The sequence below is a fragment of the Enterobacter sp. SA187 genome (assembly GCF_001888805.2).
Classification (GTDB): domain Bacteria; phylum Pseudomonadota; class Gammaproteobacteria; order Enterobacterales; family Enterobacteriaceae; genus Enterobacter_D.
On record NZ_CP019113.1, the window covers coordinates 3,711,898 to 3,728,319 of the forward strand.

Consider the following 16,422-nt stretch of genomic DNA (forward strand, 5'->3'; position numbering starts at 1 on the left):
CCGCTGGGAAGCTGGCGTTCCTTCAGATTTCATCGTGAAGGGCGTTAGTAAATAACGCTCACGTTTATCGTATCGGTATAGGTACCCGGCACGACCGTCACGCTGTTACCGCCCCCCTGAATACGACCATAGAGGGTATAGTTATTGACGCCGCCCGTAGTTGAGGCGATAGGCAGCGGCGCGTTGTTGGCCACCACGTTACTGAAGCCGCTGTCGCTGTAGAGGCTGTAGGCCACGCCCTGCGCGGTATTGGTGGTATTCACCAGAAAGCGCGCGGGCGTCCCTGTGGTCCCGACCACTGTTGCCGGTGGGGTGGAGTTGGTATTGCCGGTGATTTGCACGGTATAGCTGTCGGTGGTGCACTGAATGCCGAAGCTGTTACCGCCGCCCACGCCGGTAAGCTGGGTGGTCAGCGTAGAAAAGGTTGCCGGGTGTTCACCAAAATTCAGCGTACCGAAATTGATACCGTTCTGGTTGGGAGATCCGTTAATCAGGCAGCCGTTGGTTAACGTGAGGGTTGCGCCGATAGTACCGTTACTGGTTACCGCCTGAGCATGCTGCCCGGCGAATAACAACGCGCTACCCGCGAGGATAATACGTAATTTTCTGTTCATGTTATCGCCTCCAGTAAATAAGCATTCCGCTTATTGCGATAATGGTTTAGCCGCCGTAAACATTCTCCTGCTGATGAAATAACAGGATTAACAGAAATTTAGCTCAGGGAAAGGGAAAGAACTACCAGGCGAGGCGCGGGTCATCAGGGTGCCTGATTGACATAAATTATCATTAATTTTCAATGCATTAAAAAATAAATCAAGATGTAAATAAACGTATCAACGAAGGATATATTATGTTGCGCGTGATCTGCATCACAATAAATCATTAGCGTTGCTGTTGTTTCATTTATTTGCCGTTAACCGGAGTTAACCGCACCTTAATTATTACGGTCGGGGATAATAATATATTTGAGCTATTTTATTTTTTGGGCAGAAATTTATTTAAAAGCGGGCGGGGAAAATAAAACGCCCTCGCGAGGGAGAGCGTTTTTTGTTTGCCGGGTGGCGCTGACGCTTACCCGGCAAGGTGAAGCATCAGGCGACGTGCGTGGCCGCCACGTCGAGCAGCGCCATTTCTTCGCTGTTCAGCAGTTTTTCGATATTCACCAGGATCAGCATACGGTCGCCGAGCGCGCCGAGGCCGGTCAGGTATTCAGTGGACAGCGTGACCGCGAATTCCGGCGCCGGGCGGATCTGATCCGCTGCCAGCGACAGTACGTCAGAAACGCCGTCAACCACGATCCCCACCACACGCTGACCGAGATTCAGCACGATCACCACGGTGTTTTCGTTGTACTCCACGTCCATCTGGCTGAACTTCACGCGCAGATCGACGATAGGCACAATGACGCCGCGCAGGTTCGTCACCCCTTTGATGAACTCCGGGGTGTTAGCGATGCGGGTGACCTGATCGTAACCACGGATTTCCTGCACTTTCAGAATATCGATCCCGTATTCTTCACCACCGAGGGTGAAAACCAGGAATTCCTGACCTGATGGCTCGCCAGCCAGTTTCGTTACATTACTCATACCGGTCATGTTTATACCTTCTTACCTAAATCAGGCGGCTGTATGCGCCATACGTTGTTCACGGTTTAATCCCTGTAACGCCGAAACATCCACGATCAGCGCGACACTGCCATCGCCGAGGATGGTCGCAGCGGATATGCCCGGCACTTTGCGATAGTTGCTTTCGAGGTTTTTCACTACCACCTGATGCTGACCGATCAGCTGGTCAACCAACAGGGCGTAACGACGTCCCGCGCTCTGCACGATCACCACGATACCGGCGGTGGCTTCGGTTTTCGCGCCCTTGACGTCAAAGACTTTCCACAGTTCTACCAGCGGCAGGTACTCGCCACGCACTTCCAGAACGCGCTCGCCGCCGGCCAGCGGGTGCAGATCTTCTTCACGCGGTTGCAGCGATTCCATCACGGCATTCAGCGGCAGGATAAAGACTTCTTCGCTGACCTTCACGGACATGCCGTCGAGGATCGCCAGCGTCAGCGGCAGCAGGATACGAATGGTCGTGCCCGCGCCCTGTTTGGATTTGATTTCGACGTGGCCGCCCATCTCCTGAATGTTACGTTTTACCACGTCCATACCCACGCCGCGGCCCGACACATCGGTCACCTGCTCGGCGGTGGAGAAGCCCGGCGCGAAGATCAACATGCCGACTTCTTCGTCAGACATATTTTCGCTTACCGCCATGCCCTGCGATACGGCTTTGGCGAGGATGCGTTCGCGGTTCAGACCCGCGCCATCGTCGGTCACTTCAATACAGATATTGCCGCCCTGGTGTTCGGCGGACAGCACCAGATTACCCACGGCGGATTTACCGGCGGCGACGCGCACGTCCGGCAGTTCGATACCGTGGTCGAGGCTGTTACGCACCAGGTGCGTTAACGGATCGATAATGCGTTCGATCAGGCTCTTGTCCAGCTCGGTCGAGCTGCCGACCAGCGTCAGTTCGATCTGCTTGTTCAGTTTAGTGGCGAGATCGCGCACCAGACGCGGGAAGCGGCTGAAGACATATTCCATCGGCATCATACGGATGGACATCACCGATTCCTGCAGGTCACGGGCGTTGCGCTGCAACTGGCCCATGCTGGTGATCAGATCGCCATGGGTGACCGGATCCAGTTCGTTGGAACGCTGGGCCAGCATCGACTGGGTGATCACCAGTTCGCCCACCAGGTTAATGATCTGGTCTACTTTTTCCACCGCCACACGGATGCTGGTGGATTCGCTGGCGCGCGCCGGTTTTTCACGTTCCTGACGGCCTGCGGCGGCCTGCTCTTTCGGTACGGCTTTCAGTACCGGGGCGGCGGCTACTGCCGGCGGCTGCGGTGCGGCCTGGGCTACCACTTCTGCGGCCGGTTCGGCTTTTGCCGCGGCGGGCGCGGTTTCGAAAGCAATCTGATCCGGTTCAACCACGAAGCAGAGTACGGCAATTAGATCATCCTGGCTCACGCCGCCATCGAGGGTGGCGCTGAGGGAGTCGCTGCCTTTGACCACGTCACTTAAGGTGGCGAGGTTTTTGAGTTCATCTTCCAGCAGGCCGACTTCGTTCTCTTTCAGACGCGAAATCACGATGCGCAGCTTATCGTTGTTTGCCGGGGCGGCAGCAACGTCAGCCTGTTCGTCCTGCGCCTCGACCACCGTCAGTTTTGCGCCGCTGGTTGCAGGCACCACTTCGCCTTTCGCTTCCAGCGCCAGCTGACGCAGGGCATTGCAGATATATTCAAAGCTGGCGGCATCGGGCTCCTGAGAGCTTTTATAGGCGTCGAGCTGTTCCTGCATAATATCTTTAGTTTCCAAAAACAGATTGATTATATCGGTATTGAGCTGCATCTCTCCGCGCCGGGCTTCATCAAGCAGGTTTTCCATGAGGTGCGTGGTTTCCTGCAAAATGGTGAAGCCAAACGTGCCTGCGCCGCCTTTTATGGAGTGCGCTGCACGAAAGATGGCATTCAGTTGTTCGGAATCCGGGGCTTCAGGCACCAGATCCAACAAATGCTGCTCCATGTCGGCCAACAACTCGTCAGCTTCATCAAAAAACGTCTGATAAAAATCGCTAATATCCATGCTCACGCTATCACCTCGGATCGGGTTGTGGCGATGTGGGAACTGTCGCCTGGGGCAACGCCTCTGGCTGTTTTAATAAACTTACTGGCTCGTTCTGGCTCTCGGCATTTTCGTGCAAAATTGCCTGTTCCGCCTGCCGGTTGAGAACCAGGAGACTGATGCGGCGGTTAATCGCATCATCAGCGCCTTTGTCGCTAAGGCGCATGGTCGCCGCCATGCCCACGACACGCAGGACTTTACCGTCGTCCAGGCCGCCGATGACCAGCTCGCGACGCGATGCGTTTGCGCGATCCGCGGAGAGTTCCCAGTTGCTATAGCCGCGTTCGCCATTAGCATAAGGGTAATCATCGGTATGGCCTGACAGACTGACTCTGTTAGGAATGCCGTTCAGCACCGGCGCAATGGCGCGTAAAATATCGCGCATATACGGCTCTACTTCGGCGCTGCCGGTCTTGAACATCGGGCGATTCTGGCTGTCGATGATCTGAATACGCAGCCCTTCCTGCACGAGGTCGATCTTCAGATGCGGACGCAGGGCGCGCAGTTTCGGATCGGCTTCAATCAGCTGGTCGAGATCGCCGCGCAGCTTGCTCAGGCGGTTCTGTTCCATGCGTTTACGCAAATCTTCCACGTTCGGCTGACGCTGCACTTCCCCCTTCTGCTGGGTGAAATCATCACCGCCACCAGGGATTGGGCTGTCGCTGTTCGAAATACGCGGTCCGCCGGTCACCGCCGTCGCCAGCGGTGTGCGGAAATATTCTGCGATCTGAATAAGCTCTTTAGGACTGGAGATGGAAATCAGCCACATGACCAGAAAGAACGCCATCATTGCCGTCATAAAATCGGCGTAGGCAATCTTCCACGATCCGTGCGAGCCGCCTCCGTGTCCTTTATGTTTACGTCGTTTGACGATGACAATGGGATGGGCCTGGTTTTTCATGCGTCCTCAGTCGTGGTCTGCTGGTTTGGGTTTCTGACCGCGCGCACGTGCTCTTCCAGTTCCACGAAGGAAGGACGTTCGCTGGAGTACAGGGTTTTACGACCAAACTCAACGGCAATCGGCGGTGCATAGCCGTTCAGATTAGAGAGCAGCGTGATCTTGACGCACTGCATCATCTTGGTGGTTTCGGCGCTCTTCTGGCGCAGCACCGTCGCCAGCGGCGAGATGAAGCCGTAGGCCAGCAGGATGCCGAGGAACGTCCCCACCATCGCATGGGCAATCAGCGCGCCCAATTCAGCCGCCGGGCGATCCGCCGAGGCCAGGGCGTGAACGACGCCCATAACCGCCGCCACGATCCCGAACGCGGGCAGTGAATCACCGACCATCGCCAGGCTGTTGGCGGGCACTTCCGCTTCGGCTTCATGGGTTTCGATCTCTTCGTCCATCAGCGCTTCGATTTCGAAGGTGTTCATGTTGCCGCTAATGATAAGACGCAGATAATCCACGATAAATTCGAGCATCACCGGATCGGCAAGGATACGCGGGTAGCTGGCGAAAATTTCGCTCTCTTTCGGACTTTCAATATCACGCTCCAGCGAGAACATGCCCTGTTGACGCGATTTCGCCATCAGGCGATAAAGCAGCGCCAGCAAGTCCATGTACATGCTTTTGGTGTATTTTGAACGGCGAAACAGCAGAGGAAGCGCTTTCAGCGTTCCTTTGATGGCTTTGCCGTTGTTGCCCACAATAAACGCACCTACGCCCGCACCACCGATGATAATAAGTTCGGCAGGTTGATAAAGTGCCCCAAGGTGTCCGCCGGTCATCATATAACCGCCGAAGACTGTACCGAGAACAACCAGGTAACCTAATAAGATCAGCACGACATCATCCTTCACTGTTGACTAAGGCGAGGAGAAACAGATTTGCGTTTGGCGCGGCGGCGGGGCAAAAAAAAGCAGCGGTAATTGCTTACCGCTGCTGGAGTGTTGCTCACACCGTTCGGTCAAACAGCCTGATTAATCTGTTCATCCAGCAGTTGTGAATTACTATCGGCAACTTCCGGGGAAAGTTTACGTCTTTTTACTGCCCTGGAAGGCGGCTGACACAAACTACAGGCGAAGCTTCCCACGGGCTGGTGCGCATGGGTAATAAAATTGCCGTCGCAGCAGTTACAGCGTGAAAGCTGCAGCATTCCGCTTTCGACGAAACGGACCAGCGTCCAGGCGCGGGTCAGGGCCAGCAACGGCCCCTCTTCCTGCTGCGGACACTGTTCTAAATAGAGACGGTAAGCTTTGATCACGGCGTCAACGCCGCTGCAAAGGCCCGTTTTCAGTAAAAACTGCCAGGCGTTACAGAACATGGAGGCGTGGATATTCTGCTCCCACGTCATAAACCAGTCGGTCGAAAACGGCAGCATGCCTTTCGGCGGCGGGCTGCCGCGCAGTTCTTTATAGAGTTTGATGAGTCGACCACGGCTGAGCTGCGTTTCGCTTTCCAGCATTTGCAACCGCGCGCCAAGCGTAATCAGTTCCATGGCCAGCTGAATATCGCGCGCTTCCTGAACAATGCTTTTACCGGTCATAAATCAGGCCCTTTTCTTCCGGGCAGGCGTATCAACAGTCTGACCAGCATCGCTGAGTAAACGTGTCGACAGCAAAATACCGGTATGCACCTGCTGCAAATCGTCTACACGGGATTCCTGCGTCAGACGGGTGATCGTCTGGTGGCTGTCAAAGCGGAACTGGCAAATCAGCTGATTGGTTTCAGCCAGTTTTACCATTTGCGGCAATGTCAGCTCGACCATTGTGGATGCCATTTCTTCACTCATCCCCAGACGGAACATGGCTGAGGCTTTGTCCTGACTAATCAGACGCTGTGCAAGAAGGAGATATGACAAATTGATGTCATAAACGTGTTTCAGCAACTCGGATGTATGCATTTTTCCCATCCAGAATAACCAACGAAAATCTTAAGCGGTCAGACCGCACCCCGTGATGTCGCCGGGAAAAAACCCGGTAGAATAAAAAGAAAAGGCAAAATGCAATACTACGATTCAGGGATGTGACGCGGAGGCCTTCGCCTCTTTGGGCGACCTGGTCCTTCGCACGCTGCCATCATTTCTTACGCTAAACTAAGATTTTTCCTAAATCGAGGCAACTGTACTCGCGGACACTCAGACATACAATGTGAGCAAGTAGTATTTTGAAAATAATGTGATCGACGTCACATAATTTAAGCGAATATTCCGAATAAATCCATCAATAAGACTATTGCTTTGCGTCTTTTTTGTTCTATTGAATCTGTTTTCTATTCCTTTCGCACGAATAGACATGCAAACACCTCTGACCTGTGCGTGAAAAGAATGCACTGCTTTTCAAAGCAACGGCTTAGCGTAAATGATCGATCTCTATTGTAGAGACAAATTAATAATAATCTTATAAAACAACACATTATGCAGGAAGATAAAAAGCCCGGTCGCTTTTGTTAACGATTACAAAATTACTAATCCTCAGGATTAGTAAAACAGCAGCCAGGGTTTTTTATCGCGAAGATTTGGGTTAAGAAGCGGTATTTTTGCAAAATGGTTACGTTGTGAACTATTCCAGTAGTAAGAATAATTAATGAATATTTATTAACTCTGTCATAAAACTAACATCTTTTGTAGTTGCGCTGAAACATAAAAAAGAGTATGGGAGTGGCAAAAACGAGGAAGCGGGAGGCGTGTCGGGCAAGAGAAACACGTGCTCCCGCCTGCGCGGGAGCACGTGTTATCAGGCTAATTTCGGAAAGGTCGCCACGTTATTTTGCAGCAAACTTTCTGCACTACGTGGCGTTATGCGCTTTAGGTCGGCGATAAACCTCTTCTGCCAGGCGTCGATGTCATTTTTCTGGATAATGTCCAGCATCTCGGCGTGGCGGGAAATACGTTCAGCCAGCGGCATCGTCAGCGCGCGGTCCATCGCCGCCGCCACATCATCGCGATCGTACGGGTTGACCAGCAGCGCGGACGTCAGTTCGTTGGCGGCACCGGCGAAACGGGAAAGGATCAGCACGCCCGGGTTCGCCGGATCCTGCGCGGCCACGTACTCTTTCGCCACCAGGTTCATGCCGTCACGCAGCGGCGTGACCAGACCGACGTCAGAGTAGCGGAAGACTTTCATCAAAAGCTTGCGATCAAAGTGCTGGTTGAGATAGTACAGCGGCGTCCAGCCCAGCTGGCCGTATTTACCGTTGATGCGCCCTGCTTCGGTTTCCAGTTGATGACGAATATCCTGATACGCCTGCACATCACCACGGGAAGTCGGCGCAATCTGCGTATAACGAATTTTGCCGTGATGCTCGGGGAATTTCTCCAGCAGCGTTTCAAAGGCCGCAAAACGCTCCGGCAAGCCTTTGGAGTAGTCCAGACGCTCAACGGAGAAGATATTTTTAACGCCTTTCAGCTCTTCTTTCAGCTGGGCCATTTTTGGCGGCAGCGGCCCGGCGGCAGCCTGGGCGATCTCTTTTGGCTCAATACCAATCGGATAGACTTCAGTGGCGAAGGTTTTGCCCCAGGCGGTATGCGTTTTCTTGTCTTTGGCGATCAGACGCGTCTGGCTGGCAATGCTGTCGAGGAAAGACACACGGTCGCTTTCCGTCTGGAAGCCCAGCAGATCGTAATCGCACAGCTGTTCTAACAGCTCGGCATGGGGCGGTAAGGCGTTGAAAATTTCCGGCGTCGGGAAAGGAATATGCAGGAAGAAGCCGATCTGGTTTTTCACGCCGCGCTCACGCAGCTCATGGGCGAACGGCAGCAGATGGTAATCGTGGATCCACAACACATCGTCTTCTTCCAGCAGCGGCAGCAGTTTGTCCGCCAGCAGGGCGTTTACGCGCTGATAACCTTCCCAGGATTCACGCTGGAACTGTACCAGGTCCAGACGGTAGTGGAACGCAGGCCAGAGCACCGCGTTAGAGAACTGGTTGTAATACTCTTCGTAATCCTGTTCGCTGAGGTTGAAAGAGGCCCAGGTGATATTACCGCGCGTCTCTTTCTTTAAGGGTTGATCTTCATTGCCTGTCTCACCGCTCCAGCCAAACCAGAGTCCCCCGGTGGCTTTCAGCGCCCCTAAAATCCCGACAGCCAGACCACCTGCGCTTGCTTTTTTATCATCCGGCGGTGCAATGCGATTAGATACTACGACTAAGCGACTCATAGCCATCTCTCCTGTTTGTTAGCGCTAATTTTTCTTGTTGTAAGTGATGATCAATCATCTGTTCGAGCCACTGGTGTACAGCAGAAACGCCGTCCAGTCGCCATTGTGCCTGGGTGTCCCCTAAGCCGACTTTGATCGAGACGCCGCCCACGCGGTTCACGACCTTAAATCCTTGTTCATCGGTGAGGTCATCGCCCAGGAATACTGGTGTTCTGCCCGCAAACGGGGTTTCCTGCATAAATGCGTCGATGGCGGCGCCTTTACTGATGCCGCGCGGTTTCAGTTCAACAACGCATTTGCCTGGCTGTAAGGCCAGTTCATCGTGTTTTGCTTCCAGCGCCTGTGCCAGCGCGTAGATAGCGTCTTCGTGGTGCATGGCCTGACGGTAATGGAGTGCAAATGCCATTCCTTTTGCTTCGAGTTCGGTGCCCTCAAGACCATCCAGCCCGGCAATCAGCTCCAGTTCAATCTGCTTTACCAGCTCAGGCGGCAGCGTCACCACGTGGTGTTCGCCATTGCTGTCACGGCGTTCTGCGCCGTGGACGCCCGCAAGGGGAAAGCGATATGGACTGGCAAGCGCATCCAGCTCACGCATCGAACGGCCGGACACCAGAGCCACTGCGCCCTGGTAAAGCTCAGCAAGTTGATGCAACTGGTCCCGCACCCTGGCGGGGATGGCTACCTGATCGGGATGGGGTTTGATGTCAGCGAGGGTTCCGTCGAGGTCAAAAAAGAACGCAAAATTACCAGAAAAAATCGGCGGTACAGTTAACTGGTCGGCCACTCTGGTCTCCTCCTTACAGTTCAGATGGTCTGCTCCGGCAGACGCATCGCATTATCATTAGCTCTGTAAGTATAGACAGTGTGACGGGGCTCGCCATTTTAAGAAGGCGTTGCCAGCCATCGGGACGGCTGGCAACGGGGGAGATAAACTTAAAGGTTAAGCTTAAACAGTACGCTTCGCTTTTTGCTTGTAGCGGTCGAAAATCACCGCCGCCAGCAGGATCAAACCGCGCACCACATACTGGGAGAATGGCGAAATATTAAGCAAATTCATGGCGTTCTCCACCGTGCCCAGAATCAGGATCCCGGCCACCACATAGGAGATTTTGCCAATGCCCCCTTTCAGCGACACGCCGCCCAGCACGCAGGCTGAGATGACGATCAGCTCATAGCCGATGGAGGTCATTGGCTGTCCGCTGGTCATGCGCGACGCCAGAATAATGCCCGCAATCGCCGACACCAGACCCGACAGAATAAAGATGATGATTTTGGTGCGCACCACAGGGACACCGGCCAGGCGAGCCGCCTCTTCATTGCCACCGATCGCCAGCGTATTTCGACCAAAAGTTGTACGATTTAGTAAAAATCCGAAAATGGCCAGACAGATAACGGTGAGCCAGATAGGCGCCGGTAAACCGAGCCAGTTAGTGTAACCGAGGGCGAAAAAACGCTCATCTTCAATGCCGACCGCCTTGCCATCGGAAATGATATAGGCCAGCCCGCGCACAATCTGCATGGTCGCCAGCGTGGTGATCAGCGCGTTGATTTTCAGCCGGGCGATGACAAAGCCGTTTACCAGACCGCTGAGCACGCCGAGCATCAGCCCGGCGAAGATACCGATCCACAGGCTTTCGGTCATGTTGATCACCACCGCGGTGGTGACGCCCGCACAGGCAATGACCGAGGCGACGGACAGGTCGAAATCCCCGGAGGCGAGGCAGAACAGCATGCCGCAGGCCACCATGCCGGACATGGAGATCGCCAGCCCCAGCCCTTTCATGTTCACAAAGCTGGCAAAATTGGGCACAAAAATGGCGCAGCCGATAAACAGCACGGCAAACACCACCAGCATGCCGTACTGGTCCCAGATACGACCCAGGTTGAATGGCGACTTAGGCGCGCCGGAAGTGGTTAAAGACGACATCATATTCTCCTTGCTCAGGCGACAGCCTGGCTAACTTTAGGCATGGCAAGGCTTAACGCCTGCTGTTCATCCGCCTGACCGTGTAGTAATTCACCGGCGATCTCCCCTTCGCGCATCACCAGGATGCGGTCGGCGAGGCCGAGCACTTCGGGCAGGTCGCTGGAGGCGAACAGCACCGCCACGCCGCGTGCCGCCAGCGCATAAATCACGTTATAGATTTCATGTTTCGCGCCGACATCAATGCCGCGCGTCGGCTCATCGAGCAAAATGACCTTCATCTCTTCGGATAACCAGCGCCCGAGAATGGCCTTCTGCTGATTACCGCCGGAGAGATTCATGATCAGCTGCTCAGCGCCGGGGGTTTTGATATTCAGTGAACGAATATGGTGGTCGGCGTTCTGTACTTCCCAGCCGTCGTTGATCAGGCAGCCTGCGCGGATGTATTTGCGACGGGCGCTGATGTTGATGTTATCGCGCACCGAATGCACCGGAATAATGCCTTCGGCTTTGCGGTCTTCCGGGCACAACATCATGCCCGCGGCAATGGCGTGGCCGGGTTTCTGGATGTTGATGGCCTTGCCATCGATCCACACCTGGCCTGCGGTGATGCGCGTACCGCCAAACAGCCCTTTCATCAGTTCGCTGCGTCCGGCGCCCACCAGCCCGAACAGGCCGACGATCTCCCCGCGCTTCACCGACAGGCTCACCGGCTTACGCACGCCCGGCGCTTTGACCTCATCAAGGCGCAGCATCTCTTCACCGGTCTCACGCGGCTGCCAGCCATAGATATCGCCCAGATCGCGGCCTACCATCGCTTTCACCAGTGAATCATGGTTGACCTTCTCCATGTCGTCGAAGGTGCAGACATAGCGACCATCTTTAAATACGGTAATGGCATCGCTTAAGGCGAAAATCTCCTCCATGCGGTGCGAAACATAAATAATCACCCGCCCTTCGTCGCGCAGTTCGCGGATGACGCGGAACAGGTTGTCGATTTCACGGGCCGAGAGCGAACTGGTTGGTTCATCAAAGGCGATCACTTTGGCGTTACGCGCCAGCGCTTTGGCTATTTCCACCATCTGCCACTGCCCAATCGACAAGTATTTCAGCGGCGTTTGCGGATCGATATCGAGGCCGAGATGCTCCAGCTGTAGCCGGGCTTCGTAGTTCAGCAGCGAACGGTTAACGAAGCCGCCTTTATGGGGCAGTTGTCCGAGATAAATATTCTCCGCCACGGTCATTTCAGGCACCAGATGCAGTTCCTGATAGATAATGGCGACGCCGGCATTCAGGGCAGCGGGCGTATCCGCAAAGGTGACGTCTTCGCCGCGCAGGGCCAGGGTGCCGGTGGTGGGGGCATAGTTGCCGCTGAGGATCTTCAGCAGCGTGGATTTTCCCGCGCCGTTCTCCCCCATCAGGGCGTGAACCTGGCCTGCATAGCAATCAAAGCTGATGTCGCTGAGCGCTTTTACGCCAGGGAAGGTTTTGCCAATCCCCCGGAAAGACAGGTATGGAGTTGACTGTTGCATAACATCTCCGAAACGCTTTTCAGTGTACGACTGGCCCTCCACCCGGCGGGTGAAGGGCACACTTGCCACGCGTATTACTTAACGCCGAGTCCTTTTTTCGCCAGCTCTTCTTTGAAGTTATCGCGGGTGATCAGCACCACGTCGGTAACGGCGGTGAATTTCGGCGGCTCAACGCCCTTCTCCACCCAGTTGTAAAGCATTTCGCTGGTTTTATAGCCGTGCACGTCCGGGCTTGGCAGCAGCGAACCATAGAAGCCGGTGCCCTGCGCTTTCGACAGTTCGCTCACCGCATCCACGCCGTTAATGCCGATACCGATGACATCAGCCGCTTTAAAGCCCTGACCTTCAGTGGCGCGCACACCGCCCAGCACGGTGTTATCGTTCATACCGACCACCAGCCAGTGTTTCACTTCCGGATGCTGCACCAGCAGAGAGTTACCGGCATCAAACGCGCCCGGAATATCGTTCGCTTTGGTCGGCACCTGGTAGATCTGTTTTTCCGGGAAGCCCGCGGCTTTCAGCGCGTCCATGGAACCGGTGGTACGACGGCGGGCGGTATCCAGTTCGTCGGCGGTAATGGCCATCACCGCGGTATCTTTCACGTCCCAGCCACGTTTTTGCATCTCTTTATAGAGTTCCTGCCCCTGGCGCGCGCCGATTTCACTTGCTGCCATCATCACCAGCGGCACGGATTCCATCGGTTTGCCTTTCGCGGTCACGAACTGATCATCAACGGCGATGACCTTCATGTCATAGCCTTTGGCTTTCGCCACAATGGCAGAACCCAGTTTCGGGTCCGGCGTGCAGATCACAAAACCTTTCGCGCCGCTGGCCGCCAGGCTGTCGATGGCGTTCAGGGTTTTCTCCCCGTCCGGCACGGCAATTTTAATTACTTCAAAACCCAGATCTTTCCCGGCTTTATCGGCAAACTTCCATTCTGTCTGGAACCACGGCTCTTCCGGCTGTTTCACCAGAAAACCGAGTTTCATGGTTTCTGCGATAGCGGATTGTGACATAACGGCAGCCAGACCGATGGCTGCCAGCGCTTTAGTGAATTTGTGCATGGTTAACTCCAGCTTTAGCGTTCTTTTATGTAGGGAAAAACGGTTTTTCTGTTCTTTAATCAGACAGAAAACAAAGCATTAGCCGATACTGTTCAGGATATGCTTCTGCTGGAGAGTAGTTTTAGCGGGAAATTAATCATCCATAGGAGAGCGCCATCACACCGCAGAATTACAGTAATTGCGTACATAAATTCAGCGGAAAATGACATAAAAAAAGGCGCATTTGTCGGACAATTGCGACGGGTGCCAGCAAAATTATCCATAACGTCAGCCAGCTTATCCTTGTCGCCCGGATGCGTTGCACATCCGGGCCTGTTCACTACCAGGGATAATAGATATGTTCAGCGTGTTCGCGCACAGGCGCGTCGTCACCCAGTAAGCGTGCCGATACCGTGAGCGCAAAATCAAATACGTGCCCCAGACCTTTGCCACTGATCAGATTGCCGTCTTCCACTACCGGCGCATCCACATATTCGCCGTTTTTCACTCCCTGCCACAGATCGCCGGAGCAGACGTAGCGCCGCCCGTTCAGCAGATCGTTACCCCCCAGTACGCGTGCCGCCGCCGAACAGATCGGGCAAATCAGCTTACCCGCGGCATCGTGCGCCTTCACAAACTGGATCACCTCCGCGCTGGCGGCCAGATTGACGCTGCCCTGCGGCCCGCCCGGCAGCACTACCGCGTCATACAGCGTCTCCAGCCGCTCGGTGAGGGTGCTGTCTGCCACCATCGGGATAGCATGATAGCTTTCCACCGCGCGGGTGTCAGCGCAGGCCAGGGTTTCCACCTCAATATGCAGACGACGCAGAATATCGATGGTGACAATGGCTTCGGCTTCTTCAAATCCCGGTGCGAGTAATAACGCCACTTTTTTCATTTTTTATTCCTTCAGGTAAGAGTTAACTTCACCATAAACTTAATTTCAGTAAAATTAAACTGCCAGTTCAAAGCCATCGCACGTAAAACTTATCCCCGGTAAATTTCTGCCGTTTCGCCTAAGTGCCTTCCAGGTCACAGTAATTATCAGCGCGATCTTTCTATGCTGTAGTCAGTTACTCATAACAAGGATATTTGCTATGGCTATTGTCGGAATGGTTCAAAAACTCAACACGCAAATGAATCTTGAGTTTCAGGCATCCAGTCTTTATTTGTCGCTCAGCGAATGGTGCGCCGGACACAGCCTGAACGGAACCGCCACTTTCCTGCGTACCCAGGCGCAGGGCAATATCACGCAAATGATGCGCGTGTTTGAATACATGAAACGCGAAGGGGCGAATCCCATCGTAAAAGCCGCCGAACCCTACCATGACGACTATTCCACCCTTGAAGATCTGTTCAAAAAAATGCTTGAGGAGTATTCGCAGCGCTGCGCCACCCTCGCCCACTTAACGGCGGAAGCGGCGGCCATGAACGATGCCTGTACGCTCGAATTTTTGCGGCAGCTGGACAAAGAGCAGCAGCAGGACGGCCTGTTGTTGCAGACCATTATGGAGGAAGTGCATAACGCGCAGCTGTCGGGTATGGGTTTACCGCAAACCGATCAGCATTTACTTAATATCGTTAATTTCCGGCAGCATTAATCCGCCACTGAGACCCAGCCCCGGCCCGCGTCGGGGTTGTTATTTTTTGCAGCTCAATGTTGCAAAATTGTATATAAGCCCTTGATTACCCGCGTTTTAACAAAGTCGATCTGGCTCGCAAAGATCAACCTTACAAAATGTAATGATTTAGAGCATCAATGTTTAATTACACAGGTGCTTCATGATCACTCTTGAATTTATTGTCATTATCCTCTGTCTGCTGGTGGGTACCCGCTTCGGCGGCATGGGCCTCGGCCTGATCAGCGGTATCGGCCTGTTCATACTGACCTTTGTGTTTGGCCTGCAACCGGGTAAACCGCCGGTTGACGTGATGCTGACTATCCTGGCGGTGATCGGCTGCGCCGCCACGCTGCAAACCGCCGGCGGGCTGAACGTAATGATGCAGTTTGCAGAGCGACTGCTGCGACGTCACCCGCAGCACATTACATTGCTCGCGCCCTTCACCACCTGGACGCTGACGTTTTTGTGCGGCACCGGACATGTGGTCTACACCATGTTTCCCATTATCGCCGATATCGCGCTGAAAAAAGGTATCCGCCCGGAGCGACCGATGGCGGTGGCGTCGGTGGCTTCACAAATGGCCATTACCGCCTCGCCCGTTTCGGTGGCGGTGGTGTCGCTGGTCTCTATTCTGGCGGCGCAGCACGGCATCGGGCAGGCCTGGAGCATCCTGGAGATCCTCGCCGTCTCCGTGCCGGCCTCGCTGTTTGGCGTGGCCGTCGCCGCGCTGTGGAGCCTGCGCCGCGGTAAGGATCTGGCGGATGACGCGGAGTTCCAGCAGAAATTAACCGATCCGAAACAGCGGGAATTTATCTACGGCAGCAGCGACACCTTAATGAATCAGCGCTTCCCGAAGCAGGCGTACTGGTCAACCTGGATCTTCTTCGCCGGTATTCTTGTGGTGGTATTACTGGGCGCGTTGCCGGAACTGCGACCCTCATTTGAGGTGAAGGGCAAAATGACGCCGCTGTCGATGAACCTGGTGATCCAGATGATGATGCTGATTGCCGGGGCGGTGATGCTGATCGTCTGTAAGGTGAATGCGTCGACCATTTCCAGCGGCGCGGTGTTCAAGGCCGGGATGGTGGCGATTTTTTCGGTGTTTGGCGTGGCGTGGATGAGTGACACCTTCTTTCAGGCGCATCTGGAGGAGTTAAAAGTGGCGCTGGAGGGCGTGGTGCAGAATCATCCCTGGACCTACGCGATTGTGTTATTCCTGGTGTCCAAGCTGGTCAACAGCCAGGCGGCGGCACTGACTGCCGTTGCGCCCATGGCGCTGATGCTGGGCGTCGAGCCAAAAATGCTGCTGGCGTTTTTCCCGGCGTCATACGGCTATTTTGTACTGCCGACCTATCCGAGCGATCTGGCCTGTATCGGCTTTGACCGTTCAGGCACCACCCGCATCGGGAAATTCATCATCAACCACAGCTTTATAATTCCGGGGCTGATTGGCGTCAGCTGTGCCTGTGCGGCGAGCTATGCGCTGGTGATGGCGCTGTTCTGATCCTGCCGGCGGGG

At 54.5% G+C, this 16,422-nt stretch carries 15 protein-coding genes; 2 read left to right on the top strand and 13 right to left on the bottom strand.

Annotated features, from left to right (window positions below):
• Positions 1–44: 44 nt before the first annotated feature.
• The 13 genes from BMF08_RS17840 to BMF08_RS17905 form a co-directional block, all read right to left on the bottom strand.
• Complete coding sequence (locus tag BMF08_RS17840) at positions 45–614, bottom strand: Csu type fimbrial protein (protein WP_072568872.1); 570 nt, start codon at positions 612–614, stop codon at positions 45–47.
• A 477-nt stretch (positions 615–1,091) separates the two neighbouring features.
• Positions 1,092–1,595: a chemotaxis protein CheW gene (cheW, locus tag BMF08_RS17845; protein ID WP_072568873.1), complete on the bottom strand. Its 504-nt coding sequence runs from the start codon at positions 1,593–1,595 to the stop codon at positions 1,092–1,094.
• 21 nt (positions 1,596–1,616) lie between these two features.
• On the bottom strand, positions 1,617–3,650 hold the full coding sequence (gene cheA, locus BMF08_RS17850) for a chemotaxis protein CheA (RefSeq protein WP_072568874.1): 2,034 nt from the start codon (positions 3,648–3,650) through the stop codon (positions 1,617–1,619).
• A 4-nt stretch (positions 3,651–3,654) separates the two neighbouring features.
• Complete coding sequence (gene motB, locus BMF08_RS17855; RefSeq protein ID WP_072568875.1) at positions 3,655–4,584, bottom strand: flagellar motor protein MotB; 930 nt, start codon at positions 4,582–4,584, stop codon at positions 3,655–3,657.
• Positions 4,581–5,468: a flagellar motor stator protein MotA gene (gene motA / locus BMF08_RS17860; protein ID WP_072568876.1), complete on the bottom strand. Its 888-nt coding sequence runs from the start codon at positions 5,466–5,468 to the stop codon at positions 4,581–4,583. Before motA ends, motB begins: the two co-directional genes overlap by 4 nt.
• A 122-nt stretch (positions 5,469–5,590) precedes the next feature.
• Entirely contained in the window at positions 5,591–6,169 is a 579-nt protein-coding gene (gene flhC / locus BMF08_RS17865; protein WP_072568877.1) for a flagellar transcriptional regulator FlhC, read from the bottom strand.
• 3 nt (positions 6,170–6,172) lie between these two features.
• Positions 6,173–6,526 (bottom strand): flagellar transcriptional regulator FlhD, encoded by a 354-nt coding sequence (flhD, locus tag BMF08_RS17870; protein WP_199775931.1) that lies wholly within the window; start codon positions 6,524–6,526, stop codon positions 6,173–6,175.
• An 832-nt stretch (positions 6,527–7,358) separates the two neighbouring features.
• Entirely contained in the window at positions 7,359–8,783 is a 1,425-nt protein-coding gene (otsA, locus tag BMF08_RS17875) for an alpha,alpha-trehalose-phosphate synthase (RefSeq protein WP_072568879.1), read from the bottom strand.
• The gene (gene otsB / locus BMF08_RS17880; RefSeq protein ID WP_072568880.1) at positions 8,758–9,567 is read right to left on the bottom strand and encodes a trehalose-phosphatase; all 810 of its coding nucleotides are present in this window, start codon (positions 9,565–9,567) and stop codon (positions 8,758–8,760) included. Before otsB ends, otsA begins: the two co-directional genes overlap by 26 nt.
• Positions 9,568–9,729: 162 nt before the next feature.
• Positions 9,730–10,710 carry an L-arabinose ABC transporter permease AraH gene (gene araH / locus BMF08_RS17885; RefSeq protein WP_072568881.1) on the bottom strand — a complete coding sequence of 327 codons (981 nt, stop codon included), beginning with the start codon at positions 10,708–10,710 and terminating at the stop codon, positions 9,730–9,732.
• A gap of 14 nt (positions 10,711–10,724) precedes the next feature.
• Complete coding sequence (gene araG, locus BMF08_RS17890) at positions 10,725–12,239, bottom strand: L-arabinose ABC transporter ATP-binding protein AraG (RefSeq protein WP_072568882.1); 1,515 nt, start codon at positions 12,237–12,239, stop codon at positions 10,725–10,727.
• 74 nt (positions 12,240–12,313) lie between these two features.
• Positions 12,314–13,303: an arabinose ABC transporter substrate-binding protein gene (locus tag BMF08_RS17895; protein ID WP_072568883.1), complete on the bottom strand. Its 990-nt coding sequence runs from the start codon at positions 13,301–13,303 to the stop codon at positions 12,314–12,316.
• A 319-nt stretch (positions 13,304–13,622) separates the two neighbouring features.
• Positions 13,623–14,180, bottom strand: coding sequence for a DJ-1/PfpI family protein (locus tag BMF08_RS17905; protein WP_072568885.1), 558 nt, complete (start codon positions 14,178–14,180; stop codon positions 13,623–13,625).
• 199 nt (positions 14,181–14,379) lie between these two features.
• On the opposite strand from BMF08_RS17905, the gene BMF08_RS17910 reads away from it, so the two are divergent.
• The gene (locus tag BMF08_RS17910; protein ID WP_072568886.1) at positions 14,380–14,883 is read left to right on the top strand and encodes a non-heme ferritin-like protein; all 504 of its coding nucleotides are present in this window, start codon (positions 14,380–14,382) and stop codon (positions 14,881–14,883) included.
• A gap of 181 nt (positions 14,884–15,064) precedes the next feature.
• Positions 15,065–16,408, top strand: a complete 1,344-nt coding sequence (locus BMF08_RS17915) for an anaerobic C4-dicarboxylate transporter (protein ID WP_072568887.1) — start codon at positions 15,065–15,067, stop codon at positions 16,406–16,408.
• The last annotated feature ends 14 nt before the right edge of the window (positions 16,409–16,422 follow it).

What these genes read in the sequence shown, in the direction of transcription:
- BMF08_RS17910 (WP_072568886.1), top strand. Translation starts at nt 14,380, where the DNA reads ATGGCTATTGTCGGAATGGTTCAAAAACTCAACACGCAAATGAATCTT.
- otsA (WP_072568879.1), bottom strand. Translation starts at nt 8,783, where the DNA reads ATGAGTCGCTTAGTCGTAGTATCTAATCGCATTGCACCGCCGGATGAT.
- motB (WP_072568875.1), bottom strand. Translation starts at nt 4,584, where the DNA reads ATGAAAAACCAGGCCCATCCCATTGTCATCGTCAAACGACGTAAACAT.
- BMF08_RS17895 (WP_072568883.1), bottom strand. Translation starts at nt 13,303, where the DNA reads ATGCACAAATTCACTAAAGCGCTGGCAGCCATCGGTCTGGCTGCCGTT.
- flhC (WP_072568877.1), bottom strand. Translation starts at nt 6,169, where the DNA reads ATGACCGGTAAAAGCATTGTTCAGGAAGCGCGCGATATTCAGCTGGCC.
- araH (WP_072568881.1), bottom strand. Translation starts at nt 10,710, where the DNA reads ATGTCGTCTTTAACCACTTCCGGCGCGCCTAAGTCGCCATTCAACCTG.
- cheW (WP_072568873.1), bottom strand. Translation starts at nt 1,595, where the DNA reads ATGACCGGTATGAGTAATGTAACGAAACTGGCTGGCGAGCCATCAGGT.
- BMF08_RS17915 (WP_072568887.1), top strand. Translation starts at nt 15,065, where the DNA reads ATGATCACTCTTGAATTTATTGTCATTATCCTCTGTCTGCTGGTGGGT.
- BMF08_RS17840 (WP_072568872.1), bottom strand. Translation starts at nt 614, where the DNA reads ATGAACAGAAAATTACGTATTATCCTCGCGGGTAGCGCGTTGTTATTC.
- araG (WP_072568882.1), bottom strand. Translation starts at nt 12,239, where the DNA reads ATGCAACAGTCAACTCCATACCTGTCTTTCCGGGGGATTGGCAAAACC.
- BMF08_RS17905 (WP_072568885.1), bottom strand. Translation starts at nt 14,180, where the DNA reads ATGAAAAAAGTGGCGTTATTACTCGCACCGGGATTTGAAGAAGCCGAA.
- flhD (WP_199775931.1), bottom strand. Translation starts at nt 6,526, where the DNA reads ATGCATACATCCGAGTTGCTGAAACACGTTTATGACATCAATTTGTCA.